Annotated in this window: 19 protein-coding genes and 1 other RNA gene; 7 read left to right on the top strand and 13 right to left on the bottom strand. The window is 39.5% G+C overall.

The features are described 5' to 3' along the window. Positions 1-20: 20 nt before the first annotated feature. Both pyrH and H7O61_RS03590 read right to left on the bottom strand, forming a co-directional pair. On the bottom strand, positions 21-743 hold the full coding sequence (gene pyrH / locus H7O61_RS03585; RefSeq protein WP_001148049.1) for a UMP kinase: 723 nt from the start codon (positions 741-743) through the stop codon (positions 21-23). Between the two features lie 109 nt (positions 744-852). Continuing rightward, the gene (locus H7O61_RS03590) at positions 853-1,536 is read right to left on the bottom strand and encodes an MqnA/MqnD/SBP family protein (RefSeq protein WP_187875160.1); all 684 of its coding nucleotides are present in this window, start codon (positions 1,534-1,536) and stop codon (positions 853-855) included. Between the two features lie 129 nt (positions 1,537-1,665). Here H7O61_RS03590 and acnB point away from each other — a divergent pair, with 129 nt between their 5' ends. The 4 genes from acnB (at position 1,666) to H7O61_RS03610 (ending at position 7,574) form a co-directional block, all read left to right on the top strand. Further along, positions 1,666-4,224 (top strand): bifunctional aconitate hydratase 2/2-methylisocitrate dehydratase, encoded by a 2,559-nt coding sequence (gene acnB, locus H7O61_RS03595; protein WP_187875161.1) that lies wholly within the window; start codon positions 1,666-1,668, stop codon positions 4,222-4,224. 80 nt (positions 4,225-4,304) lie between these two features. After that, a complete protein-coding gene (locus H7O61_RS03600; RefSeq protein ID WP_180594950.1) occupies positions 4,305-4,571 on the top strand; it encodes a hypothetical protein in 267 nt (88 codons plus the stop codon). Between the two features lie 256 nt (positions 4,572-4,827). Then, positions 4,828-6,111: an IS701 family transposase gene (locus tag H7O61_RS03605; RefSeq protein ID WP_187875162.1), complete on the top strand. Its 1,284-nt coding sequence runs from the start codon at positions 4,828-4,830 to the stop codon at positions 6,109-6,111. 95 nt (positions 6,112-6,206) lie between these two features. Then, complete coding sequence (locus H7O61_RS03610) at positions 6,207-7,574, top strand: outer membrane family protein (RefSeq protein WP_187875163.1); 1,368 nt, start codon at positions 6,207-6,209, stop codon at positions 7,572-7,574. Positions 7,575-7,580: 6 nt separating this feature from the next. Here H7O61_RS03610 and H7O61_RS03615 read toward each other — a convergent pair whose 3' ends face one another. The 3 genes from H7O61_RS03615 to lolA all read right to left on the bottom strand — a co-directional run bounded on the left by H7O61_RS03615 (position 7,581) and on the right by lolA (position 9,144). Then, positions 7,581-8,108: a hypothetical protein gene (locus H7O61_RS03615; RefSeq protein WP_002206850.1), complete on the bottom strand. Its 528-nt coding sequence runs from the start codon at positions 8,106-8,108 to the stop codon at positions 7,581-7,583. A 43-nt stretch (positions 8,109-8,151) separates the two neighbouring features. Beyond that, positions 8,152-8,535, bottom strand: a transfer-messenger RNA (tmRNA) gene (gene ssrA / locus H7O61_RS03620). Positions 8,536-8,589: 54 nt separating this feature from the next. Continuing rightward, positions 8,590-9,144: a LolA-like outer membrane lipoprotein chaperone gene (gene lolA / locus H7O61_RS03625; protein WP_187875164.1), complete on the bottom strand. Its 555-nt coding sequence runs from the start codon at positions 9,142-9,144 to the stop codon at positions 8,590-8,592. 146 nt (positions 9,145-9,290) lie between these two features. Here lolA and secA point away from each other — a divergent pair, with 146 nt between their 5' ends. The 3 genes from secA to hofF all read left to right on the top strand — a co-directional run bounded on the left by secA (position 9,291) and on the right by hofF (position 14,891). Further along, positions 9,291-11,888 (top strand): preprotein translocase subunit SecA, encoded by a 2,598-nt coding sequence (gene secA, locus H7O61_RS03630; RefSeq protein WP_187875165.1) that lies wholly within the window; start codon positions 9,291-9,293, stop codon positions 11,886-11,888. After that, a complete protein-coding gene (locus H7O61_RS03635; protein WP_187875166.1) occupies positions 11,878-13,110 on the top strand; it encodes an ABC transporter permease in 1,233 nt (410 codons plus the stop codon). Before secA ends, H7O61_RS03635 begins: the two co-directional genes overlap by 11 nt. Before the next feature lie 281 nt (positions 13,111-13,391). Further along, on the top strand, positions 13,392-14,891 hold the full coding sequence (hofF, locus tag H7O61_RS03640; protein ID WP_187875167.1) for an outer membrane beta-barrel protein HofF: 1,500 nt from the start codon (positions 13,392-13,394) through the stop codon (positions 14,889-14,891). A gap of 280 nt (positions 14,892-15,171) precedes the next feature. Here hofF and H7O61_RS03645 read toward each other — a convergent pair whose 3' ends face one another. The 8 genes from H7O61_RS03645 to hpaA form a co-directional block, all read right to left on the bottom strand. Beyond that, on the bottom strand, positions 15,172-16,473 hold the full coding sequence (locus H7O61_RS03645) for a restriction endonuclease subunit S (RefSeq protein ID WP_187875168.1): 1,302 nt from the start codon (positions 16,471-16,473) through the stop codon (positions 15,172-15,174). A gap of 35 nt (positions 16,474-16,508) precedes the next feature. Continuing rightward, positions 16,509-18,569, bottom strand: a complete 2,061-nt coding sequence (locus H7O61_RS03650; RefSeq protein WP_187875169.1) for a heavy metal translocating P-type ATPase — start codon at positions 18,567-18,569, stop codon at positions 16,509-16,511. A 24-nt stretch (positions 18,570-18,593) separates the two neighbouring features. Continuing rightward, on the bottom strand, positions 18,594-20,114 hold the full coding sequence (locus tag H7O61_RS03655) for a YifB family Mg chelatase-like AAA ATPase (RefSeq protein ID WP_187875170.1): 1,521 nt from the start codon (positions 20,112-20,114) through the stop codon (positions 18,594-18,596). Between the two features lie 5 nt (positions 20,115-20,119). Further along, complete coding sequence (gene def, locus H7O61_RS03660) at positions 20,120-20,644, bottom strand: peptide deformylase (RefSeq protein WP_001185863.1); 525 nt, start codon at positions 20,642-20,644, stop codon at positions 20,120-20,122. Positions 20,645-20,648: 4 nt separating this feature from the next. Then, on the bottom strand, positions 20,649-21,236 hold the full coding sequence (clpP, locus tag H7O61_RS03665) for an ATP-dependent Clp endopeptidase proteolytic subunit ClpP (RefSeq protein WP_000540576.1): 588 nt from the start codon (positions 21,234-21,236) through the stop codon (positions 20,649-20,651). A 20-nt stretch (positions 21,237-21,256) separates the two neighbouring features. Beyond that, positions 21,257-22,612: a trigger factor gene (gene tig, locus H7O61_RS03670; protein WP_187875171.1), complete on the bottom strand. Its 1,356-nt coding sequence runs from the start codon at positions 22,610-22,612 to the stop codon at positions 21,257-21,259. A gap of 112 nt (positions 22,613-22,724) precedes the next feature. After that, positions 22,725-23,561: an outer membrane protein gene (locus H7O61_RS03675; RefSeq protein ID WP_187875172.1), complete on the bottom strand. Its 837-nt coding sequence runs from the start codon at positions 23,559-23,561 to the stop codon at positions 22,725-22,727. Positions 23,562-23,589: 28 nt separating this feature from the next. Further along, positions 23,590-24,372, bottom strand: a complete 783-nt coding sequence (hpaA, locus tag H7O61_RS03680; RefSeq protein ID WP_000855941.1) for a flagellar sheath lipoprotein HpaA — start codon at positions 24,370-24,372, stop codon at positions 23,590-23,592. Between the last annotated feature and the right edge of the window lie 7 nt (positions 24,373-24,379).

Consider the following 24,379-nt stretch of genomic DNA (forward strand, 5'->3'; position numbering starts at 1 on the left):
TCTATCCAATTTTAAAGGGCTTATTTTACCATAGAAAACACGCCTTGTTGGTGCTTGATCACTTGCAACAAATTCCCTTTTTTAAACATGTTACACACCACAATGGGGAGCTTATTGTCTTTAGCTAAAGAAATAGCGGTATCGTCCATCACTTCAATATCCCCTATCAAGGCATCGTTATAGCTTAAAGTGTCTAATTTTTTAGCGTCTTTGAATTTGTTAGGGTCTTTGTCATAAATACCATCCACTTTAGTCGCTTTAATGATTAGATCCGATCCAATTTCAATCGCTCTTAAAGTGGCAGCCGTATCCGTAGTGAAAAACGGGTTTCCCGTGCCAGCGCCAAAAATCACCACCCTACCCTTTTCTAAATGCCTGATCGCTTTTCTGTAAATGTAACTTTCACAGATCTCTTTAATTTCAATCGCGCTTTGCACTCTTGTGTCTAAGCCGATATGCTCCAAAGCTTCTTGCATGGCTACTGCATTAATCACGGTGGCTAACATGCCCATATAATCCCCACTAGTGCGCCTGATAATCCCCCCTTGAGCCGCGCTAACCCCCCTAATGATATTGCCTCCACCAATCACAATACCCACTTCAATAGCGTTTTCCACTAAGCTTTTAATTTCTTTAGCGATGTGATCTAACACATGAATGTCAATCCCAAACTGGTTGTCCCCAGCTAACGCTTCCCCAGAAAATTTCACCAAAACCCGTTTGTTTTTTATTTTTGCTTGCATGATCCCTTCTCAATCAATTAATAAAACTTTAATAAAACTTATGATTGTAACCTAATCTTGCTTAAAAACACCCTTTCTGAATTTTTAAGACTCTGTTCTTGGCGAATAACTAAAAACGCTTGGGTTTTTGAATGCGTTTGAATAGCAATTCACGATAGAACGCTTTAAGGCCTAATTGTTCTTTTTTGCCTAAAGTGTAGTAAATTTTTTGCAAGTAGTTTAGAATGTCTTGGCGTTTTAAGTTGGTTTTTAAAGCGGCTTCTTTAAGGATGTAGTAAGGGATTTTTGTTTTTTGATGCTTGAAAGCTAAAGACAAGCGCTTGTAAAAATCCTTGTTTTGGTAATAACACAAACGCCCAAAAACAAACGGCAAGCGTTTTTTTTCATACCAAAGAGCGGCTAAATCTATAAAATCTTTTTTAGGGTTGGAATAGTAAAACTGCAGCGCTTTATTGCCGATTAACACTTCGCCCTTTAACCCTAGCGCTTGAGAGAGGGCGTTCGAAGAGGCGCTTTCTTTATCAAAAGCGTTTTTTGTATCCACAACCAGCACGCTTAAAACTTCCTTATAAGCGACAATGCCTAGAGAATAGGAATAAAGAGCGAATGGATAGCCAGCGATAGAAGAAATAAACCCCGCATCAATACGCCTGAATAAAAAACTCTCATTGAGTTTGGAAGGGTAGGTTTTTTTAAGCCGTAAAAATTGTTTGAAATAACAAGGGGTGGGGTAGGATTTGATAAACACATCAAAAGGGAGCATGTTTAAATAATCAATTTTACCAAAACGCACTTAAAATCCTTTTTTGTATCGCATGGTAGCTAAAGTTTCTTACAACTTAACTAAAAGTAAAAAGAGTTTTGTTATCATGGGGCAAATGATTAGGGCATTAGTCAATAATGCTATTTAAAAGGAGAAATGATGAAAGATTTTTTGGAAGATTATAAAAAAAGCGTTTTAGAAAGAGAGAGCGAGGGTATCCCACCGCTCCCTTTAAACGCTAAACAAGTAGAGGCTGTTGTTGAGATTTTGATGAAAGATCCCACAAATGCTGCTTTCGCTAAAGAATTACTCATTCACAGGGTAAGCCCTGGGGTTGATGAGGGGGCGAAAGTGAAAGCGGAATTTTTAGCCAAGTTGTCTCAAAAAAAACTAGAATGCGCGCACATTAGCGCTTTAGAAGCTACCACTCTTTTAGGCACGATGCTTGGGGGGTATAATGTAGAGCCTTTGATTATGGGCTTAGAAAGTCAAGACAAAAACATCGCTAAAGAGAGTGCGAAAGCGTTAAAAACCACTCTTTTAGTCTATGGATCGTTTGATAAAATCGCTGCAATGAGTAAAACTAACGCTCTGGCTAAAGAGGTGCTAGAGTCTTGGGCGAACGCTGAATGGTTTTTGAATAAAGAGCCTTTGAATGAATGCATTGAAGCGTGCGTGTTTAAGATTGATGGCGAAACCAATACCGATGATTTAAGCCCAGCGAGCGATGCTTTCACACGAAGCGATATTCCTTTACATGCTAAAGCCATGCTCAAAAACAGGATTGAAAATTACGAACAACGCATCAAAGCCATTAAAGCTAAAGGCGTTCCTGTGGCGTATGTGGGCGATGTGGTTGGCACAGGAAGCTCTAGAAAAAGCGCGACAAACTCTATCATGTGGCATTTTGGTAAGGACATTCCTTTTGTGCCTAATAAAAGGAGTGGGGGCATTGTGATCGGAGGGGTGATCGCTCCGATTTTCTTTGCGACTTGTGAAGATAGTGGGGCGTTACCCATTGTGGCTGACGTTAAGGATTTAAAAGAGGGCGATATTATTAAAATCTACCCTTATAAAGGCGAAATCACGCTAAACGATAAGGTGATTAGCACTTTTAAATTAGAGCCTGAAACTTTGTTAGATGAAGTCAGGGCTTCTGGGCGTATCCCTTTAATCATTGGCAGGGGTTTGACGAATAAAGCGCGTAAATTTTTAGGGCTAGGCGAATCGGAAGCGTTTAAAAAGCCAGCCGCTCCTAAAAGCGACGCTAAAGGCTACACTTTAGCCCAAAAAATTGTAGGCCATGCTTGTGGGGTGAAAGGGATCTTACCTGGCACTTATTGTGAGCCAAAGGTTACCACCGTGGGCAGTCAAGACACCACAGGGGCGATGACCAGAGATGAGGTTAAAGAATTAGCGAGTTTGAAATTTGATGCGCCTTTTGTGTTGCAGAGTTTTTGCCATACCGCTGCTTACCCAAAGCCTAGCGATGTGAGTTTGCATGCAACCTTGCCTAGCTTTATCACTCAAAGAGGCGGTGTGGCGTTGCATCCGGGCGATGGCGTGATCCATACATGGCTAAACCGCATGGGATTGCCTGACACTTTAGGCACAGGGGGGGATAGCCACACTCGTTTCCCTTTAGGCATTAGTTTCCCGGCAGGGAGTGGGTTAGTCGCTTTTGCAGCGGTTACAGGCACGATGCCCTTGAACATGCCAGAATCCGTATTAGTGCGTTTTAAAGGGGAAATGAATCCTGGGATCACCTTAAGGGATTTAGTGAATGCGATCCCTTATTATGCGATTAAAAAAGGGTTACTCACCGTGGAGAAAAAGGGTAAAATCAATGTCTTTAACGGGCGTATTTTGGAGATTGAAGGTTTGCCTGATATTAAAATGGAACAGGCTTTTGAACTAAGCGATGCGAGTGCAGAAAGGAGTGCGGCTGCTTGCGTGGTGCGTTTGAATAAAGAGCCGATGATTGAATACTTGAAATCCAATATCAAGCTTATTGATGAGATGATTGCAAGCGGTTATGAAGACAAAGAGACTTTGAAAAAACGCAAAGATGCGATGCAAGCTTGGGTGGATAATCCGGTATTGTTAGAGCCAGATAGTAACGCTCAATACGCCGCTGTCATTGAAATTGATGTGGCAGAAATCACTGAGCCTATTTTGGCATGCCCTAATGACCCTGATGATGTCGCTACTTTGAGCGAAGTTTTAGCGGATACGACCGGCAAAAGACCCCACGCTATTGATGAAGTGTTTATTGGCTCTTGCATGACGAATATCGGGCATTTTAGAGCCTTTGGCGAAATCGTTAAAAACGCTCCCCCCAGTCAAGCACGCCTTTGGGTAGTGCCACCTAGTAAAATGGACGAACAAGAGCTTATTAATGAGGGCTATTATGCGATTTTTGGGGCTGCTGGGGCAAGGACTGAAGTCCCAGGCTGTAGCTTGTGCATGGGCAATCAGGCGAGGGTTAGGGATAATGCGGTCGTCTTTTCTACTTCCACACGGAATTTTGATAATCGTATGGGTAGAGGGGCTAAAGTGTATTTAGGCAGCGCGGAGCTTGGGGCGGCGTGCGCTTTACTAGGGAGAATCCCCACTAAAGAAGAATACATGAATTTAGTGAGTGAAAAGCTAGAGAGCCAAAAAGACAAGATCTATCGCTACATGAACTTTAACTTAATGGAGAATTTCAGGCTCTAGTTTTGTTTTCATTAAAAGGGGTGATCCCTTTTATTTCGTTGTGGCTTGAGTGTTGGAAGAGGATAAAAAGGAGAGCGGTGGTGAAAAAAATCGTTGTGAGTTGGTGTGTGGCGTTGGCTTTTTTAAGCGCGGATCCAGTGCAAGCCAATAAAGCGATCACCAATGCGGATTTGATTAAAGAGATAAGGGATTTAAAAAAAATAATCAGCGCGCAAAACACTGAGATTAACAATTTAAGAAAAGTGCAAGAAGTGTTGTCTGGGCAATTAGGGGATATGCGTAAGGATATATTAAGCACTAGAGATTATTGCATTAGCTTAAGGCCTTATATCTATAATTGGCGCTAGGGGATAATCAAAACATGAAAGCGTGCACCATTCAATCCTTTGATGCAATCCTTTAATGGTTGGAAAAATTAAAGTTGGGGGGTTTGATTCTCGCTCTTTGTCCCTGGGGATTTTATAGAGTTTGAGTGTCCAAAGCGCGTTTGATCCCACACGCCTTAAAAAAGTTCTCTTGTTGGGTTGTAGGGGTGGGATTAGTTTTCTCATTAAATATTCTATAATAAAATTTTAGGAAATTCAGTTTAAAAGATATTAAAAAATGCCATACGCCTTAAGAAAAAGATTTTTCAAACGCTTTGCGCTGATTGTTTCAATTTTTTGCGCGATAAGCTTGAACGCTAAAAGCTATCTGTTTTCCCCTTTGCCCCCAGCGCACCAGCAAATCATTAAGACAGAGCCTTGCTCTTTGGAATGCTTGAAAGACTTGATGTTGCAAAATCAAATCTTTTCTTTTATTTCTCAATACGATAACAACAACCAAGATGAGAGTCTTAAAACTTATTACAAAGACATACTCAATAACCTCAACCCCGTATCCATCGTCTCTCAAACCCCAATCAAAGAAAGCTATGAGCCTAAGATTGAATTAGCGGTTTTACTGCCTAAAAAGGTGGTGGGGCGTTATGCGATTTCGGTGATGAACACCCTTTTAGCGTATTTGAACACCAGAAACAACGATTTCAATATCCAAGTCTTTGACAGCGATGAAGAGAGTCCTGAAAAATTAGAGCAAACCTATAAAGAAATTGAAAAAGAAAAATTCCCTTTTGTGATAGCCTTATTGACTAAAGAGGGCGTGGAAAATTTGATCCAAAACACCACCATTAGCACCCCTACTTATGTGCCTACGGTGAATAGAGCGCAATTAGAAAATCATGCCGATCGTTCTTTAAGCGAGCGCTTGTATTTTGGGGGGATTGATTATAAAGAACAATTAGGCATGCTCATTTCTTTTATCGGTCATAATTCGCCCGTGATTGAATACGACGATGATGGCCTGATAGGTGAACGCTTGAGGCAGATCACGGAGTCTTTAAACGTTGAAGTCAAGCACCAAGAAAACATTTCTTACAAGCAAGCCACCAGTTTTTCTAAAAATTTTAGAAAAAATGATGCGTTTTTTAAAAATTCTACCTTGATTTTAAACACCCCTACCACTAAAAGCGGCCTAATCCTTTCTCAAATAGGGCTTTTAGAGTATAAGCCTCTTAAAATCCTTTCCACACAAATCAATTTCAACCCCTCTTTACTCTTACTCACCCAGCCTAAAGACAGAAAAAATTTATTCATTGTCAATGCCTTGCAAAACAGCGATGAAACGCTGATAGAATACGCCTCCTTATTGGAGAGCGATTTAAGGCATGATTGGGTGAATTATTCCAGCGCGATAGGGTTAGAGGTGTTTTTAAACACGCTAGATCCGCATTTTAAAAAATCTTTTCAAGAGAGTTTAGAAGACAATCAAGTCCGTTACCACAATCAAATCTATCAGGCTTTGGGGTATTCTTTTGAGCCGATAAAAAATGGAACAAAAAAAGAATAATATTTTAGATAATTATTTGAATACTTTTATTTTTAATGGGTTTTTTAATAAAATTGGAATATGATGCGAGCGAAAATTGAACAAAGGTTCATTCTGTGTTAAAATTTCAAAAATTACCTCTATTGTTTGTTTCTATTCTTTACAATCAAAGCCCTTTATTGGCTTTTGATTATAAGTTTAGTGGGGTAGCGGAATCTTTTTCTAAAGTGGGGTTTAACCATTCCAAACTCAATTCCAAAGAAGGGATTTTCCCTACAGCCACCTTTGTAACCGCCACGATCAAGCTTCAAGTGGATTCCAATCTGCTCCCTAAAAACATTGAAAAACACAGCCTAAAAATAGGCGTTGGGGGGATTTTAGGAGCGTTCGCTTACGATTCCACCAAAACGCTCATAGACCAAGCCACGCACCAAATCTATGGCTCAGAGCTTTTTTACTATATAGGGCGTTGGTGGGGGTTTTTAGGCAACGCTCCTTGGAAAGACTCCCGCATAGAATCTGACGCTCACACCCGTAATTATGTGCTGTATAACTCCTATCTGTTTTATTCTTATGGCGATAAATTCCACCTAAAATTAGGACGCTATCTCTCTAACATGGATTTTATGAGTTCCTACACACAGGGTTTTGAACTGGATTATAAAATCAATTCTAAAATAGCGTTAAAATGGTTCAGCTCTTTTGGGAGGGCTTTAGCTTTTGGGCAATGGATACGAGATTGGTATGCCCCTATTGTAACTGAAGATGGCAGAAAAGAAGTTGATGATGGCATCCATGCCGCGCAACTCTATTTTTCTAGCAAGCGTGTTCAAGTCATGCCCTTTGTTTATTTTTCGCCTAAGACTTACGGAGCGCCCGGTGTTAAAATCCATATTGACAGCAACCCGAAATTCAAAGGCTTAGGGCTAAGGGCTCAAACCACTATTAATGCGATTTTCCCCGTTTATGCTAAAGATTTATACGATGTGTATTGGCGTAACTCTAAGATTGGCGAGTGGGGCGCATCGCTTTTAATCCACCAACGCTTTGACTACAACGAATTTAACTTTGGCTTTGGTTATTATCAAACTTTTGGCAACGCTAACGCAAGGATTGGCTGGTATGGTAACCCGATCCCTTTTGACATAAGAAGTAACAGCGTTTATGGTTTGGTTTTTAGTAACGCTATTACCGCAGACGCTGTTTCTGGGTATGTCTTTGGTGGGGGGGTGTATAGAGGGTTTTTATGGGGTATTTTAGGCAGATACACTTATGCCACTAGAGCGAGCGAAAGATCCATCAACTTGCACTTGGGCTATAAATGGGGTTCTTTTGCTAGCGTTGATGTGAATTTAGAATACTATGCGGTCAGCATGCACAACGGCTATAAGACTAATGATCTCACTAGCCCTTTTAATAAAGCCTTTAAGGCGAACACACAAGACAGGAGCAATCTCATAGTGAGTTTGAAATTCTTTTTTTAAACCCTATCAATTAGGCTTGGTAGAATTGAGCCATTGTTTTTGGAAATCAATGGCTTTTCTCAATTCGGCTTCTAGCTGGGCTAAAACATCTTTTAAGGGCTTAACATCAATCAAATTGTCTTGCTTGAAAGAATCCAACTGTTTGTCAATTTGCAAAGCGGCATCTAGCGCGTCTTGGGGGAATACCGGCTCGCCTAAAGCCTTTTTAATCGCTTCGCCGATTTCAATCGTTTCAGAGCCTTGATGATCTTTTAAGTTAGGATTATTTTCTTTATCCTTAGGCTTAGGCTCTAAAATCAAGCGCAAATGTTTGATTTTTTCATGCAAATCGTTAAGATCTTTTAAGTGATCGGTATTGCGCCCCCTATCCACCGCTTTTTCTAAAAGCTTATCGCTCAGGCTCACTAACTGATCGCTTAATTTAATGCTGTTAGCTTGAGCTTCTGTTACTTCATCAATATCAATCGCTGCTAAAGCGCTCACAAAATAAAAGGGCAACGCCCACCTTCTAAAACGAGAGAAAAACTTCTGCATTTACCTTCCTTAAATACGCTATAAAAATGATACTTTTTTAATATGGTGGAGCTGTGGGGAATCGAACCCCAGTCCAAAAATCTTGTCCTAAACACAAACTTCTACAATGCTTAGAAAATTGGTTAGTTTTTAGCCTTAAAACTAGCTCTGGTCCAACTTTCTAAAACCTTAAGGTAGTTTCAAGAGTTCTTTTTCTTAGTTTAAAAGGCGAACCACCTTTTAAAAGCGTCTAGCTTAAGGTTATGGAGCGATTAAAACGCTAGAAATTCTAATCAGTCCAGCTCCAAAAGGAGATTAACTCACGCAGCTTTAGCGTAAGCTGGAGCGTAATCTGCGTTGTTTACAGTTATTTTTGTTGCTGTTTTACAAGTAGCGCTTGGCATGCTATCTGCGCGACAAGAAATCTGTCGAAATCCAAGTCAGCCCCATGATTTAAAAGCTTGGTTATTGTAACTAACTTTTATTAATGAGCGGCTAAAAATCATTGGCGCACGATGTCAATATTTTCATCTTTAGGCTTAAAAACAAAGATTTCATTAGGGATTTTAGGGTTAATTTCTGCTTGAGAAAAAGTGATCGTAACAAGATTATTCATTTCATCTTTAAATTCCAACGAAAAAGGCTTGCCGTCTTTGAAAACCAAACGATAAGTGGTCTTGTTGATAGTCGTTTTAAAAGAGCCGTCATCTTGCTTTTTTAACCGCTTGAGAATGGTGAAAAAATCCGTCTTGTCTTTTAAGGGCGTGATAGTCGCTTGGAATAAATTAGGCTCATAAACCACCACTTCCTTATCGTTCATGTAAATTTCTTTTTTTAAGGGTTTTTCATAAACCCATAAAGCCCAATTAGGGGCTTTAGCCTTTAAAATCCCATAATAAACTAAGGGTTTTTCATTTTTTAACACTTGCTTGAAATGCGCGCTAAAACTTTGCAAATTTTGTAAAATTTCTTCTTCTTTAGAAAGGGTTGAAAGATTTTTAGCATGAGCGACGCCCATAAAAATCAAAACCATGCAAATCTTTAAAAAAGCTTTCATTATTCAAACCTTAAAATAATCTCTCATCTTTAATAAAACCCTTTATTTTACAAGACTTTTATTTTATCCATGCTAAAATGGGATTAAAAACTGACGCTTTAATCAAATAAATGGGATTGAAGCACTCTTAAAAGGTTACTACTACCATGATAAAAGCAATCATTGGAAAAATCATCGGCACCAGAAACGATCGCTGGATCAAACAATACAAAAAAAAAGTCCTAGCCATCAACGCCTTAGAGCCTGCTTATGAAAAAATGAGCGATGTTGAACTGCAAAACGCTTTTGAAGAGTTAAAAAAACGCGTGCGATCCGTAGAAAAAGATTTGCAAGAAAAAACCCTTTTAGAAGTTTTACCGGAAAGTTTTGCTATCACTAGAGAAGCGAGCAAAAGGATCTTAAAGATGCGCCATTTTGATGCGCAACTCATTGGAGGCATGGTTTTAAACGATGGCAAGATCGCTGAAATGAAAACCGGAGAGGGTAAGACTTTAGTCGCTACTTTGGCGGTGGCTTTGAACGCTATGAAAGGCGAGAGCGTGTATGTGGTAACGGTCAATGATTACTTAGCCCATAGGGACTCTAAAGAAATGGAGCCGTTGTATCAATTCTTGGGTTATAGCGTAGGCACGATCACTGCGAGCGTGCGAGACGATGACGAGCGCTTAGAAATTTATTCTAAAGACATTGTTTATGGCACTAATAATGAATTTGGCTTTGATTACCTAAGGGATAACATGAAATATTCTTTAGAGCATAAGGTGCAAAAATCGCATGCGTTCGCCATTGTTGATGAGGTGGATTCCATTTTAATTGATGAAGCGAGAACCCCTTTAATCATTTCAGGGCCTGTGGATAGGCGCATGGAAAATTACAACAAGGCTGATGAAGTCGCTAAAAGCATGCAAGTGGAAGTGGATTTCACCATAGATGAAAAAAACCGCGCGATTTTGATCACTGAAGAGGGGATTAAAAAAGCCGAAAACCTCTTTGGCGTGGATAATTTATACAAGATTGAAAACGCCGCCTTATCGCACCATTTAGACCAGGCTTTGAAAGCGAATTACCTCTTTTTTGTTGATAAAGATTATATTGTAGCCAATAATGAAGTGGTGATTGTAGATGAATTTACCGGCCGTTTGTCTGAGGGGAGGCGCTTTAGTGAGGGCTTGCATCAGGCTTTAGAGGCTAAAGAGGGTGTGAGCATTAAAGAAGAGAGCCAAACCTTAGCCGATATTACTTTCCAAAATTATTTCAGGATGTTTTCTAAACTTTCAGGCATGACAGGCACGGCTCAAACCGAAGCCACAGAATTTTTAGAAATCTACAATTTAGAAGTGGTGTCTATCCCTACTAATCTAGCGATCAAGCGAAAAGATTTGAACGATTTGATCTATAAGAGTGAAAAAGAAAAATTTGACGCCGTGATCCTTAAGATTAAAGAATTACACGATAAAGGTCAGCCCGTTTTAGTTGGCACGGCCAGCATTGAAAAAAGTGAAACCTTGCACGCTTTACTCAAAAAAGAACGCATCCCTCACACCGTTTTAAACGCTAAGCAACACACTAAAGAAGCTGAAATCATCAAAGACGCCGGGCTTAAAGGGGCGGTTACGATTGCGACTAACATGGCAGGCAGGGGCGTTGATATTAAGCTCACCGATGAGGTTAAAGAACTTGGGGGGCTGTATATCATTGGCACTGAAAGGCATGAGAGCCGCAGGATTGACAACCAATTAAGGGGGCGAAGCGGGCGCCAAGGCGATCCGGGGGTGAGTCAATTTTATTTGAGTTTAGAAGACAATCTGTTACGCATTTTTGGGAGCGATAGGATTAAGGGGGTGATGGAAAAATTAGGGCTTAAAGACGGCGAACACATTGAATCCAAGCTCGTAACAAGAGCGGTGGAAAACGCGCAAAAAAAAGTGGAGAACTTGCATTTTGAAAGCCGTAAGCATTTGTTAGAATACGATGATGTGGCTAATGAGCAACGAAAAAGCGTGTATAAATTTAGAGATGAATTATTAGATGTCAATTACGATATTAGCGCTAAAATCGCTGAAAACAGAGAATACGCGCTCAATCAAATCTTTTCTAAACTCAAAGCCTTTGACCATCAAAACCTGTCTGAAGAGGAGCTTTTAGGGCTTAAAAACATCTTAAAAGAAGATTTTAACGTTAGCGTTGAACTAGAGGATTTAGAAAAAGCCTCCCCTATTGAAAAGTTTGTGGCTGAAAAACTCAAAAGCGATTATGAAAACAAAATGAAAGCTTTGGATAGCGAACAAAGAAGCCGGATCGAACGCATCGTGTATTTGCAGATTTTAGACAACGCATGGCGAGAACACCTTTACACGATGGATAATCTCAAAACCGGTATCAATTTGAGAGGCTATAACCAAAAAGACCCCCTTGTAGAATACAAAAAAGAGAGTTATAACCTTTTCTTAGAACTCATTGAAGACATTAAAATAGAAGCGATCAAAACCTTTTCTAAGATCCAGTTTGAAAACGAGCAAGATTCTAGCGATGCCGAGCGTTATTTGGATAATTTTAGCGAAGAAAGAGAGCATGAGAGCGTAACTTACCGCCATGAAGAAGCCTTATACGAAGATTTGAACATGTCCATGAAAGCTTTTTCTAAAACCCCTAAAAGAAACGAGCCTTGCCCTTGCGGGAGCGGGAAAAAATACAAAGATTGTTGCGCTAAAAGCGGGCCTAAAAAGGGCTTATTTGCCAAATAGATCCTTAATCTTTTTCCTTATCAAGCGTTATTTGCGTTTTGATAAAAGCCAGCCTTTTATCAGCATCACTGCTTTGTTGGCTTTCTTTGGCGTGGCGGTTGGCGTGATGGTTTTAATTGTGGCTATGGCGATCATGAACGGCATGAGTAAGGAATTTGAAAAAAAGCTTTTTGTGATGAACTACCCCTTAACGCTCTATACCACAAGCCCTTATGGGATCAGCGAAGAAGTGGTTCAAGCTTTAGAAAAAAAGTTCCCTAATTTGCTTTTTAGCCCCTATTTGCAAACCCAAAGCCTGATTAAAAGCGCGCATTCCATGAATGGTGGCGTGGTGTTTGGGGTTGATTTTTCTAAAGAAAGGCGCATCAATGAAGTTTTAAACGACGCCTTAAAAAACATTAATGAAAACGATCTTTTTAAAAACCCTTTTAATTTGATCGTGGGGAAAAGCTTGAGGTACAGCTTGAATTTAGATCTCAATCAAAAAGCCGATTTGTTTTTTACTGAACTAGAACCAACAGGCCTAACCCTCTCCCCTATCATGAAGCGTTTTACTATCAAAGGCGATTTTGATTCAGGGCTAAAATCTTATGACATGAGCTACATGTATGCTAGCCTTCAAGCTATAAGCGCGATCAGGAGGTTACCCTTAGGGCTTTATGATGGGGTGCATGTCTATTCTAAAACACCCATGAAGGATATTGAAAATTTACGCAACGCTTTAAAAACGATCAACCACCATGGCATAGGCATTGAAGGGTGGTGGCAACAAAACGGGAATTTTTTCTCGGCGATGGAATTGGAAAAAAGAGCGTTATTTATTGTGCTCATGCTCATTATTTTAATGGCGTCTTTGAATATCATCAGCTCGCTTTTAATGGTGGTGATGAACCGGCGTAAAGAAATCGCCCTACTCTTTAGCATGGGGAGCAGTCAAAAAGAGATTCAAAAAACCTTTTTTTATTTGGGTAATATCATTGGTTTGGGCGGTGTGATTCTTGGGGTGGTTTTAGCGTTTTTAAGCATGTATCTTTTAAGCGTGTTCCCTATCATCTCGCTCCCGGCAGATGTCTATGGCATCAACACTTTGCCTTTGGATCTGTCTTTAATGGATTTTACGCTCACTCTCATAGGCTCTGTGATTATCGTAGCCCTTTCTTCTTATTACCCGTCTAAAAAAGCTTCTGCTATTGACGCTTTAAGCGTGTTAAGGAATGAATAAATTAAAAAATTAAATAATATTGAGATGAAATAAGGCTTTGATTGTCCATATTTGACTAACAAAGAAAAATTTTATTCTCAAAATTAAAAAAAACAATAATATTATGCTAGTATTAACGCACGACTTAGTTAAGAATTAACTTTGTAAGTCGGACTTCGTAGAAAAAAGGACAGAAGATGAACAGACTGATTAGATGTTTAAGATCTGTAAGAAAAAATTTTCTTTGAACGGTGTTGGCTTACTCTATTTAGATTTTTTGGTTTATACTAAAGGTTAAACACATGAACTATAAAGTTGCATCTGCTAAAAATATCGCAACGCTTCTTTTTTTATTCTCTTCTCAAAGTCAAGCTTTTGATTTGGGTAAAATCGCTAAAATTAAAGCGGGTGCTGAAAGTTTCTCTAAAGTCGGTTTCAATAACAAACCTATCAACACTAATAAAGGGCTTTACCCTACCGAAACCTTTATGACGGTCATGGCTTACATGCAAGTGGATTTTACGGAACTCTTGCCCAAAAGCGCTACGGCTAACGGGCACCATTTAGACGGGAGTCTTGGAGGTTGGGGGGGTGCTGTAATTTATGATACCACTAAGGATTTTATCAACGAAGTTACAGGAAAACCCTATGGGGCTATGACATGGAACTATGTGGGCTATTGGGGCGGTCTTGTAGGGCAAAAACCATGGGCTAGTTGCGGGTTAGCCACAGGGAATTTGACCCAAGGCCAATACGATAAGATGACTCAAGCTGAAATGACGCAGTTGTCTAATCAAGAAGCTTTAGAGGCTTCCACTTGTGCAAAAGGTTATGCCGATCACACCAGAAACTATGTGATTTATAACGCTTACTTGCGCTACAACTACAAAGATATTTTTGAAATTAGGGGCGGGAGATACGAATCCCCAGCGGATTACATGAGTGGTTACAACCAAGGCTTGGACATGACCTTAAATTTAGGGAATTTCAAATTCTGGTGGTTTAGCTCTTTTGGCCGTGGCTTTGCCTATAACGAGTGGCTTTATAATTTCTATTCGCCTAAAACCTACACTCTTAAAAACGGGCAAACCATAAACCCTGGGGTGCATGCCTTTTATATCATTTGGAATTACAAGGGTTTCAGCATTCAGCCTTTTGTCTATTTTTCACCCTTTAACGAATACGACCCCAACTTCACGATCACTTATGATAGTAACCCCACTTTTACCGGATTAGGGTTTCGCTCTCAAACGGATATTACCGTGCTTAATCCTTTTTACGCTAAAAGATTTTGGGGCACCTATCAATTTGGCATGCCAGCCGGTAAGAACGCGCACAGCTTGATGATTAAACAAAAGTTTGAATGGAATGAATACAATTTTGGTTTTGGGATTTATAAATCCTTTGGGAACGCTAACTGGATGATAGGCTACCATGGTAACCGCTTGGGCTTTGACTTTTGGACGAACACCGTTTATGCAAACACCCTTAACTCTTTGTCTTACATGATGGACGCGAACGCTTTTACTGTGTTTGCCTTTGGCGGTGGGGTGCATAGGAAATTCCTTTGGGGTTTATTAGGGCGTTTGACTTATGGGCCTAGGGCGAACGAACAAGTCCTATCGCTCAACTTGGGTTATAAATTCACTAAAAATTTCTCAGCCGACATTAAATTTGAATATTATAATGTGTTGATGCATCAAGGCTATAAAATGGGGTGGAACGGGCCAAAATTAGACAGCCAGCCTGCAACCGATCAAGACAGAAGCCATATTTTCACCGAGATAGTGTGGAAGCTTTAAGCTCTCTTTAAATAACAACCCTTTAAGGGGTTGTTAAAACGCCTAGCAAGAAATCAGCCATTAAAAACTCGCCTATTTTAGGGCTTGTTTTAAAAAAGCGTTAGAATTTTTAAATTTTTTTGATTACGCTATTTTTGGCTCTGCCATACTAAAACTTTTATTTTTAAAAATGGGCTTTTCATTATTTTCTGCGATAATCTCATAACTCATGTCATTCCTTTTAAAAAATATTTCAAATTCTTTTTATCAAGCTCTTTTATTATTGATTGTAAAAACGCTTTTAGCATTTTTTAACTTCTTTGTGTGGGGTTAGTGGTTTGAAGGTCAATAGTTTTTCTCTGTAATATTCGTATTGCTTTTTCCTGGCTTCTATTTCAGCTGGGATACCGGCTAATAAATCGGTGGTTAAAGCCAAAAATTCATCCAAAATCTTAACGATCTCTTGTTGGATCTCTAGGGGCGGAATGGGGATGGTTAAAGTTTCAATATCTGCTTTATTGAGTGCGGGGATACCGGCGCCAAATTGAGATTTCATAAGAATAGTTTGAGAATTTTTTAAAAAATAGTATAAAAATTTATAATTGAGTTTTTCTGAATTTAATTCAATCGTATAACAATGAGCGCCCGCCCAAAATTTTGAAGTCATGTAATTTACATAACCGGCAGAAGCACCGCCCTGACTTATGATAATCTTTGGATAATCTGTATTGTATTCATTCCAATACCCAGAAGCATAAATTCCTCCATTCATAACAGGATATTCCCCATAATCCAAAAGAAGCTCTTTATTAAGTTGTTTTCCTTTAAGAATATTGATTACCTCCCCCAATTTCCTAAACTCCACCCCCTTAGGCGCTAAGGTTTGGAGCAAAGTTTTTAAGCGTTTGGGGTAGGTTTCGCTAATTTTTGCGTCTTTGTGGTTTTGATGGATGCCCTCAAAGTCTAAAAGCATGTTTTGGTAATACTGGTATTGCTTTTTTCGCGCTTTTAATTCTGTGTTTAATTCTGTGTTTAATTCTGTGTTTAATTCTGTGAAAGCGTCCAAAATCTTAACGATCTCTTGTTGGATCTCTAGGGGCGGAATGGGGATTGTTATTTGAGAAAGTAATTGCTTTGAAACATTGAAGCGTGTTACACCATTAGCAACTTTTGAAATATTTTTCCTAAAATTGTAGTCTCTTAAAAAATGTTTAAGAAACGATGGATTAAATAAATTCTCATCAAAAAATCTAAAACCAAAACAAAAACTATTAAGATAAATATCTTTTTCAATCTTTTGAGTAACTACGCAAGACATCGCACAATCCTCTAAATTTTCAGATGAACCAGTAAAAAGCACATCGCCTAATTGAATTGTATTTTGTTTTTCTTTATCCCCTATTTGAACGCTTTCTAAAGCATTTAGATCTAATTGTGGATTATTAAAAACATTGACATAAGGAACATAAAATTTATTCCCTTGAGAGAAAGATTTTTTACTTTTTCCAACAAGTCCGCTATAAAATTCCCCAATATCCCCCAATTTCCTAAACTCCACCCCCTTAGGCGCTAAAGTTTGGAGTAAGCGCTCTATTTTATGCACTTTGCCCCCCTTCTAAATGGCTGATGATACGATCATTAAGCCCTCATCGCGCGCATGGAGTTGGCTAAGGCTAAAAGCGTAACCCCCACATCGCCAAAGACCGCTTCCCACAAGCTCGCTACCCCCATAAGCCCTAGCACGATAAAAACGGCTTTAATCCCCAAAGCGAACAAGATATTTTGCCAAATGATGCTTTTAGTTTTTTTAGCGATCGCTAAAACTTTCACTAACGAATTTAAGGAGTCATTAGTGATCACAATGTCTGCGCTTTGCTTGCTCAATTCTGAGCCTTTCCCCATGCCAATCCCCACATCAGCGCTCGCTAGAGTCGGAGCGTCATTGATGCCATCGCCTACAAAAATCGCCGGGGCTTTATAGCGTTCTTTAAAAGTTTTAAACACGCTCGTTTTTTCTTCAGGCAACAAGCTCGCATGGTATTCACAGCCTAGAGTTTGAGCGATGCTCTCAGTTGCGCTTTTTCTGTCCCCACTCAAAATGCAAAAATTTTCTATCCCTTGCACTTTTAAATCCCTTAAGCACTCTATGGCGTCATCTTTAATCTCATCGCTAATGACGATATAGCCCACATAAGTTTGATTGAAAGCCACATGCACGATCGTGCCGTTTTCTGGGGAAGGGCTGTGCGCGATATTGAATTGTTCTAGCATTTTTTCATTCCCTGCGATGATTAAATCCGCATGGCATTGCGCTTTAACCCCCATTCCGCTCACTTCTTCGTAATTTTTAATGTCATGCTGGTGCTTATCGTCCTTTAACATTTCTTCGCATGCTTTTTGAATGGATAAAGCGATCGGGTGCGTGGATAAAAGCTGCGAACAAGAAGCGTAATGCAAAACTTCTTCTTTAGAATGCCCGTTTTGCGGCACAATATCTATCACTTTAAAAACGCCTTTAGTCAAAGTGCCGGTTTTATCAAAGGCGATGCTTTTAGCTTGGGTAAGCACCTCTAAAACATGCACGCCTTTCATTAAAATGCCCTTTCTGCTTGCCGCTCCCACGCCCCCAAAATACCCTAAAGGCACAGAGATTACTAACGCGCAAGGACAGCTCACCATTAAAGCCACAAGACCCCTATAAATCCACTCATCAAAGCTCCCCATGGAAAACAAGGGCGGTAATATAGCAATCATTAGCGCAATGAATAAAACGCTTGGGGTGTAGTAGCGTGAAAATTTAGTGATGAATTTCTCGGTTTCGCTCTTTTCATTCGTGGCTTGTTGGACCAAATCCACCACTTTAGCGATAGAAGAATCTCTATATATTTTTTCTACTTTAATTTCAAGAACCGCTTTTAAATTCAAGCTCCCCCCTAAAACTTTAGAATTTTCGCTGACATTAACAGGCATAGACTCCCCGCTCAACGCCCTTTCATCTAGCAAACTTTCGCCCTTAATCACCACGCCATCCACAGGCACTTTTTCGCCGACTTTCACCACCACAATGTCATTGACTCTTAAATCTTCAGGCGCAACGCTCACTAGCGCATCGCCCTTTTTCAAATAAGCCAAATTAGGAGCGACATCCACTAAAGCCTTAAGGGATTTTTTAGAGCGAGAGATAGCGAGTTTTTGCAAAAATTCGCCCGCTGAATAAAACACCATAATAGACACGCTCTCTTCATAAGCCCCCACGCAAAAAGCCGCAATAGTCGCAATGAGCATCAAAGCGTTTTCATCAAAAAATTGCCCTTTTCTAAGCCCACGAAACGCCCCTAAAATCACATCTTTACCGCTTATGAGATACACTAAAGCCAACACGAAAAACATAGCCTTTTCAATAAAAGGGCTAGGGTTTAGGTGTAAGATTAAAATCGCGCCCAAAAAGACAATGATCGTAACAATGAGTGGCGTAAAACTCAAGGGCTTTTCTGCAGCCTCTTTAAAAGACAGGCTCAAATGCGGTTCGCTTTGCTTGATGAAAGCCTTAACCTTTTCAAAATCGCTCGTGTCCAAAAACAACTTACTGGTGCTGAAATTGATTTGAGCCTTTTTCACATAGTCTAGTTTGTTTAAATCCCTTTCCAATTTAGACGCGCAATCAGGGCAATCCAAATTGTGAATGTGGTATTCTTGCATTTTCTCTCCCTTATAAAAATCCTTTTAAGAAATCTTTCTAAAACTCAGCGCTTTAAGCATGTGAGATTTTTCTATATTCTCGCAAGCGTTTAAATCCGCAATCGTCCTAGCGACTTTTTTGACCTTATTAATAGAGCGCATGGACAGATTAAACCTTTCAACCGCCTGCTCTAACAACTTTTGCGCTTCAGTATTTAAAGGGCAAAATCGTTCTATCTGCTCTTCGTTAAGCTTACCATTAAAGGTACTCTGTTTCCTTAACTTTTGCTGTTTGAAAGCTAATAACACTAATTCATGCATCTCTTTTGAAGTCCAAGAATGCGACGGCGTGTCTTTATAATTTCCCTCTTCCATTTGCACGAACAAATCAATCCTGTCTAAAAAAGGCTCGCTCAAGCGGTTTTTATACTGCACAATTTCCCTATCTTGGCAACGGCATGCTTTAGTAGCACTGAGTAAATTCCCGCACAGGCAAGGGTTTTGAGCCCCCACGAATAAAAAAGAGGTGTCGTATTCAATTTTGCTATGCACTCGTGAAATCACTAATTTATTGTTTTCTAAAGGCTCTCTCAAGGCTTCCAAAATATCCTTTTTAAAATGAGGCAATTCATCAAAAAAAAGCATGCCGTTATGCGCTAGCGCGATTTCGCCAGGTTTTGGCTCTCTTAGAGAGCTTGAGCCTAAAATACTGGATTTTGAAGCGCTCTGGTGAGGGTTTCTAAAACTCCTTAAGGGGTAATAGGCGCTGTCTTGTTCGCTTAAAATGCGTAATTTTGTCGCTTCTAAGATTTCATTCAGGCTTAAGGGAGGCAAGATATAACGCATGCGATTAATAATCATGCTTTTCCCACACCCTGGACTTCCCTCTAAAATCAAGTTATGAAACCCGGCGCTAGCGATCAAAGCGGCTTCTTTAGCGACAGCTTGCCCCTTAACTTCTTTAAAATCTAAGGCGTAGGTGTCTGAAAAATAATACTCTTTATCGTTCAATTCTATCGTTTTAAAGGGTAGTTTTTTCGTGTGGGTGTCTGCTTTGATTTCAGGGTTTTGCAAGATTTCTAACGCTTCTTTAAAATGCTCCACAAAAAAACATTGCAAATTAGGGATGAGCGAAAAAAGCTCTTCATTCGCCTTAGGCGCAATGACTTTAGCATGGGGGCGCTTAATGGCGATGTCTAAGAGCATGGGGAAAATGTTAGAATTGGGTTTGATCTTGCCATCAAGCCCCAACTCCCCAAAAGCAAACCACTCTTTAAAAGCCAATTCTTGTTTTTGCAAAGCGATTAAAAGAGCGATAGGCAAATCAAAATGACTCCCGGATTTAGGCAAATCTGAGGGGGAAAGGTTGATGGTGATTTTTAAAGGCGGGAAAGTGAAATCGTTATTTTGTAAAGCCGATTGGACCCTCTGCTTGGCTTCTTGGATAGAGTTATTAGCTAGGCCTGAAATCACAAACGCCGGCAAAGCCCTTGTGAAAGTCGCTTCCACAGCCACGATTTCTGCCACCCCCCTTTGCATGGTCGCGCAAAATATCGTGTTAATCATGGTTGTTACTTGTGTTTTTGTTTTTTTTGCAGCTCTTTGAGTTCTTTTTCAAATTTCTTACGCTTCAAAATGGATAATTTATCCACGAATAACACGCCGTTGAGGTGATCTATCTCATGCTGAATGGCTACCGCTAAAAGTTCGCTCGCTTCTAAAATTTTCACTTCAGCGAAGCGGTTTTGATACTCTATCTTAACCTTTTCAAAACGCTCCACCTCCTCATAAAATCCCGGCACAGACAAGCACCCTTCTCTATACATTATTGAACCCTTAGTTTCTATCCATTTAGGGTTAATGATTTCTAGGCAATCCTCTTTGTGTTGCACGCCGTCTTCTTGTGGGAGATTGATGATGAGCATCCTTAAGGGCAAGCCCACTTGAATAGCGGCTAAGCCTATCCCCTCACTAGCGATCATGGTTTCATGCATATCGTCTAATTGCTGGTGGAGTTTTGAATCAAAAGAAACGACTTCTTTAGAAATCGTTCTTAAAATTTTAGAAGGGTAATGGATAATCTCTAATAACGCCATGCAATCACTTCACGTTTTTCTGTAACACTTTATCAATCAAGCCATACTCTTTAGCTTCTTTAGCGCTCATGTAAAAATCCCTATCCGTGTCTTTAGCGATTTGCTCCAAACTCTGCCCTGAGTTTTGAGCCAGAATAGAATTCATCAAACCCTTAAGCCTAAGGATCTCGTTAGAAATGATTTCAATGTCGCTCGCTTGCCCTTGAGCCCCCCCTAAAGGCTGGTGGATCATAATCCTTGAATGGGGCAATGAAAAGCGCTTGCCCTTAGCCCCACAGCTTAATAAAAACGCCCCCATAGAAGCCGCTTGACCGATGCAAATCGTGGAAACATCAGGGCGGATAAAATTCATCGTATCATAAATGCTAAGACCGCTCGTTATCACCCCACCAGGAGAATTGATATACAAGCCAATGTCTTTTTCAGGGTCTTCAGCTTCCAAAAACAAGAGTTGGGCCACGATAGAAGACGCCACGCTGTCGTTAATTTCACCGCTCAATAAAACGATGCGATCCTTTAAAAGGCGCGAATAAATATCATAACTGCGTTCGCCACGCTCTGTATTTTCTATTACATAAGGAATGTATCCCATCATTTTTCCCTTTTAACCGTTTAACCCACTTGAGTTTTTTGAGCGTTAGGCCTCATTTTTTCCAAAATTTCTTGTTGCTCTTTAGGCAGGTTTTTATCCAACAAATAAGCTAACACCCTATCTTCAATCATCGCCATTTTCACCGCCGCCAACATGTTATTTTTGCGGTATTGCTCGATGAGACTTTCTGGGTTCTGCCCTGTCATCATCGCTTCATAATACAAAGTTTGAAAGACTTCATTGTCATGCACGCCAATTTTTTCTTCCTTCGCTAAAGCGTCAATGATAAAAGTGATTTTCACGCTTTTTGTCGCATCGTTTCTAAAGCTCTCACGCTTTTCTTTGGCTTTTTCTTGACTTTCTTGTAAGGATTTGACTTCCTCAGCTTGCATGGAATAAAGAGCGTTCCTGAACAACAAATCCATTTCTTGCTCTATGATCGTTTTAGGCAAATCAAAAACAATCTTTTCATCTAAATTTTCAATCAATTTTTCTTTCAACTCTTCATTATAGAGCCTGGCTTTATTTTCTAAAAACAACTGCCCTTCAACCCTTTCTTTTAAAAGCTTTAAAGTCGCATTCTCTTCATTAGCCAGCACGATTTTAGCGAGTTCGTCATTGATTTCTAACACTTCACGCGCTTGAATCTGGCGTAATTTCACTTTAAAAAGGGCTTCTTTGCCGGCTAAATGCTTTGCGTGGTATTCGCTAGGGAAAGTCAAAGGGAATTCTTTTTCCTCGCCCGCTTGCATGCCTAAAAGAGCCTTTTCAAAATCTTCTAGCATTTGCTTACTGCCTAAAATCAAACTGAAATTCTCAGCCTTGCCCCCTTCAAAAGGTGCATTATCTATAAAGCCTTCAAAATCAATTATCAATTTATCGTCGTTTTGGGCTTTTCTTTGAGCGTCAGTATCCACAAATTTCGCATAGTCTTTAGCGAGCTGTTTCAAACGCTCATCAATTTTTTCTTCATTGGGAATTTCCACTCCCACGCTAGGCACGCACTCTTTGATCTTGTCTAAAACAATCGTGGGTTTTAAGCCGATGTCCGCTTCTATTTCAAAATGCGTGTCTTTTTTTTCAAATTTAGTGAGGTTGGGGCTGCCGATTAGATCCTTATTTTCAATCCCTAATTCTTTAAAAGCGTTTTTTAAAACCTCTTGAATCATTTCTTCTTGAGCGTCTTGATCAATTTGGGCTTGATAACGGGTTTTCACTAAACTAAGGGGGACTTTACCTCTTCTAAAGCCATCAATTTTAACTTTTTGGGCGATTTTTTGAGCGATTTTATCATAACGCTTTTCTAAATTTTCAACGGAAGGTTTAGCGCTCAAACGGGCGTTAGCGGTGTCAATCTTTTTCACTTCAAGATTCATTTTTTTCCTTAAATGGTTAAAAAATTAAATTTTTGTATCATTATAGCTTAATTTGTTTTAATTCCGGTTTATAAAAAGCGGTTTTAATTCTAGTTTTCAAAAATTTAAAAAACTAAAAATCATAAGTTGAAGTGAGATAGACAGAAATATTGCGCCTGAAATGAAGGGTGTATAAAGGGGTTTTAAAATAATCATTGGTTAAAAAGGGGATGCGCGCGCCCAATTCTATCGCCCAATTCTTATACCTTGAAAAGCGGTAACGATACCCCACATTCAGCATCACTTGAAACATGTAAGGGTGATAAACGCTTGAAGGATCTTTAGCCCACTTTTTAAAAATCCTTGTTTCATAAAACCAGGTTTCGCCCACGAGATTCATCCCTAAAATCAGCGTTCCAAAAGCGCGTTTGTATAAAAAGTCAGCTCCCACGCCATAAAAAATAGCGTTAATAAAAGTCTCTTTTCTTTGCAATTTTTCCCTATAGCTTTTAGGGATCTGCGAACTCTCCCTCAAACTATCGCCCAATACGCCTTTATTTTTAAGAAAAAAACCATAGGCATAATCCAAAGAAATATAAAAACGGAAACCATAGCGCTCTTTTTTAGGAAAAAATTGTTTATAGCCATAAATCAAACTGACTTCAGCAAAAGGAATGTCTCGGTATTTTGAATGGTTTTCAAATTTTTCCCTACTCTGTAGCCATGACATTTGCACCACGCTTGTGCCGTAATAATGGGAACTTTTGTCTATGTTAAAAAGTTTTTTTTTAGGCTTTTTAGGCTTAGTAAAACACGGAGAGTGGGTTTTACCCTTTAAACACTTCTTTGCTAAAAACCGCTGGTATCCTAAATCTTCTTCTTTGATGATGGTGTAAGTAACCAGATCATCAGCCCTTAAATACACGCTCAAAAAGAACGCTAAAAACCCCTTTTTAAGCAGTTTGTTCAAGCGTTCTTTTCTTATGCGTTATTTGTTTTTATCGGTTTCTTTTGCCTTTTAATTCCTTGGCGTCTTTTTGATAAGATTCTAAATTCTTTTGAGTGAGTTTTTTGTCTATTTCTTGCATGATATTTGCAAAAATCTTATTCAAAGCGCTCTTGATCGCGTCATTAGAATTATCCGTTCCCTTAACCATAGTGCTAACTAACCCCCCGCTATGGCTTGAATGGGTGGTTTTTAAGAATTTTTCTTGGATGTCTAACTCGCTCAAATCCATCGTAAAAGAATCCAAAGATTCCCCACTCATAGGCTCTAGTATGGTAACCTTGACAAACCCGGCCGGGATTAAAACCCCTTCCATTTTATCCAAACCAGTGGAGAATAATAACCCAGGTTCTGATTTTTTCTGTATGGTTCTTTTAGGATCGGGGCGTAAAACAATTTCGCCATTCATAGCGACAGCCAAATACCCTTCTTTTTTTTGTGCAAAAGAAAAATCGTCTTTATCGCTACTATCCACATTGATAACCTTGTAGCCCTGATTTTGCAAAATCTCTTCAACCTTAAGCGTGGTTTGATTCTTGAATTTATTTTCATACTCTTTAGCAATATTATCGCTGTATTGGAAAGCTGGCTTTAAAAGTAAAATCTTTTCATCTAACGCTTGAACCTTCTCGCTAGCTGGATGGTAATTCAATTTCAAAGCGACTTCATTGGTTTCAATAATATGCGGGCTACACCCCACTAATAAAGCCACCACGCTCGCACCTAAAAGGTATTTTTTCCATGCAAAATCCTTAAAATGACCATTTGTTTTCATCGTTCTA

Source organism: Helicobacter pylori (assembly GCF_014496965.1).
In the GTDB taxonomy this organism is placed as follows: Bacteria; Campylobacterota; Campylobacteria; order Campylobacterales; family Helicobacteraceae; genus Helicobacter; species Helicobacter pylori_CZ.

Excerpts from the sequence above, each read along its gene's own strand:
- hpaA (WP_000855941.1), bottom strand. The coding sequence starts at position 24,372 with ATGAAAACAAATGGTCATTTTAAGGATTTTGCATGGAAAAAATACCTT.
- H7O61_RS03650 (WP_187875169.1), bottom strand. The coding sequence starts at position 18,569 with ATGCAAGAATACCACATTCACAATTTGGATTGCCCTGATTGCGCGTCT.
- def (WP_001185863.1), bottom strand. The coding sequence starts at position 20,644 with ATGGCGTTATTAGAGATTATCCATTACCCTTCTAAAATTTTAAGAACG.
- clpP (WP_000540576.1), bottom strand. The coding sequence starts at position 21,236 with ATGGGATACATTCCTTATGTAATAGAAAATACAGAGCGTGGCGAACGC.
- lolA (WP_187875164.1), bottom strand. The coding sequence starts at position 9,144 with ATGAAAGCTTTTTTAAAGATTTGCATGGTTTTGATTTTTATGGGCGTC.
- hofF (WP_187875167.1), top strand. The coding sequence starts at position 13,392 with ATGAACTATAAAGTTGCATCTGCTAAAAATATCGCAACGCTTCTTTTT.
- H7O61_RS03605 (WP_187875162.1), top strand. The coding sequence starts at position 4,828 with ATGCCATACGCCTTAAGAAAAAGATTTTTCAAACGCTTTGCGCTGATT.
- acnB (WP_187875161.1), top strand. The coding sequence starts at position 1,666 with ATGAAAGATTTTTTGGAAGATTATAAAAAAAGCGTTTTAGAAAGAGAG.
- H7O61_RS03655 (WP_187875170.1), bottom strand. The coding sequence starts at position 20,114 with ATGATTAACACGATATTTTGCGCGACCATGCAAAGGGGGGTGGCAGAA.
- secA (WP_187875165.1), top strand. The coding sequence starts at position 9,291 with ATGATAAAAGCAATCATTGGAAAAATCATCGGCACCAGAAACGATCGC.
- pyrH (WP_001148049.1), bottom strand. The coding sequence starts at position 743 with ATGCAAGCAAAAATAAAAAACAAACGGGTTTTGGTGAAATTTTCTGGG.
- H7O61_RS03615 (WP_002206850.1), bottom strand. The coding sequence starts at position 8,108 with ATGCAGAAGTTTTTCTCTCGTTTTAGAAGGTGGGCGTTGCCCTTTTAT.
- tig (WP_187875171.1), bottom strand. The coding sequence starts at position 22,612 with ATGAATCTTGAAGTGAAAAAGATTGACACCGCTAACGCCCGTTTGAGC.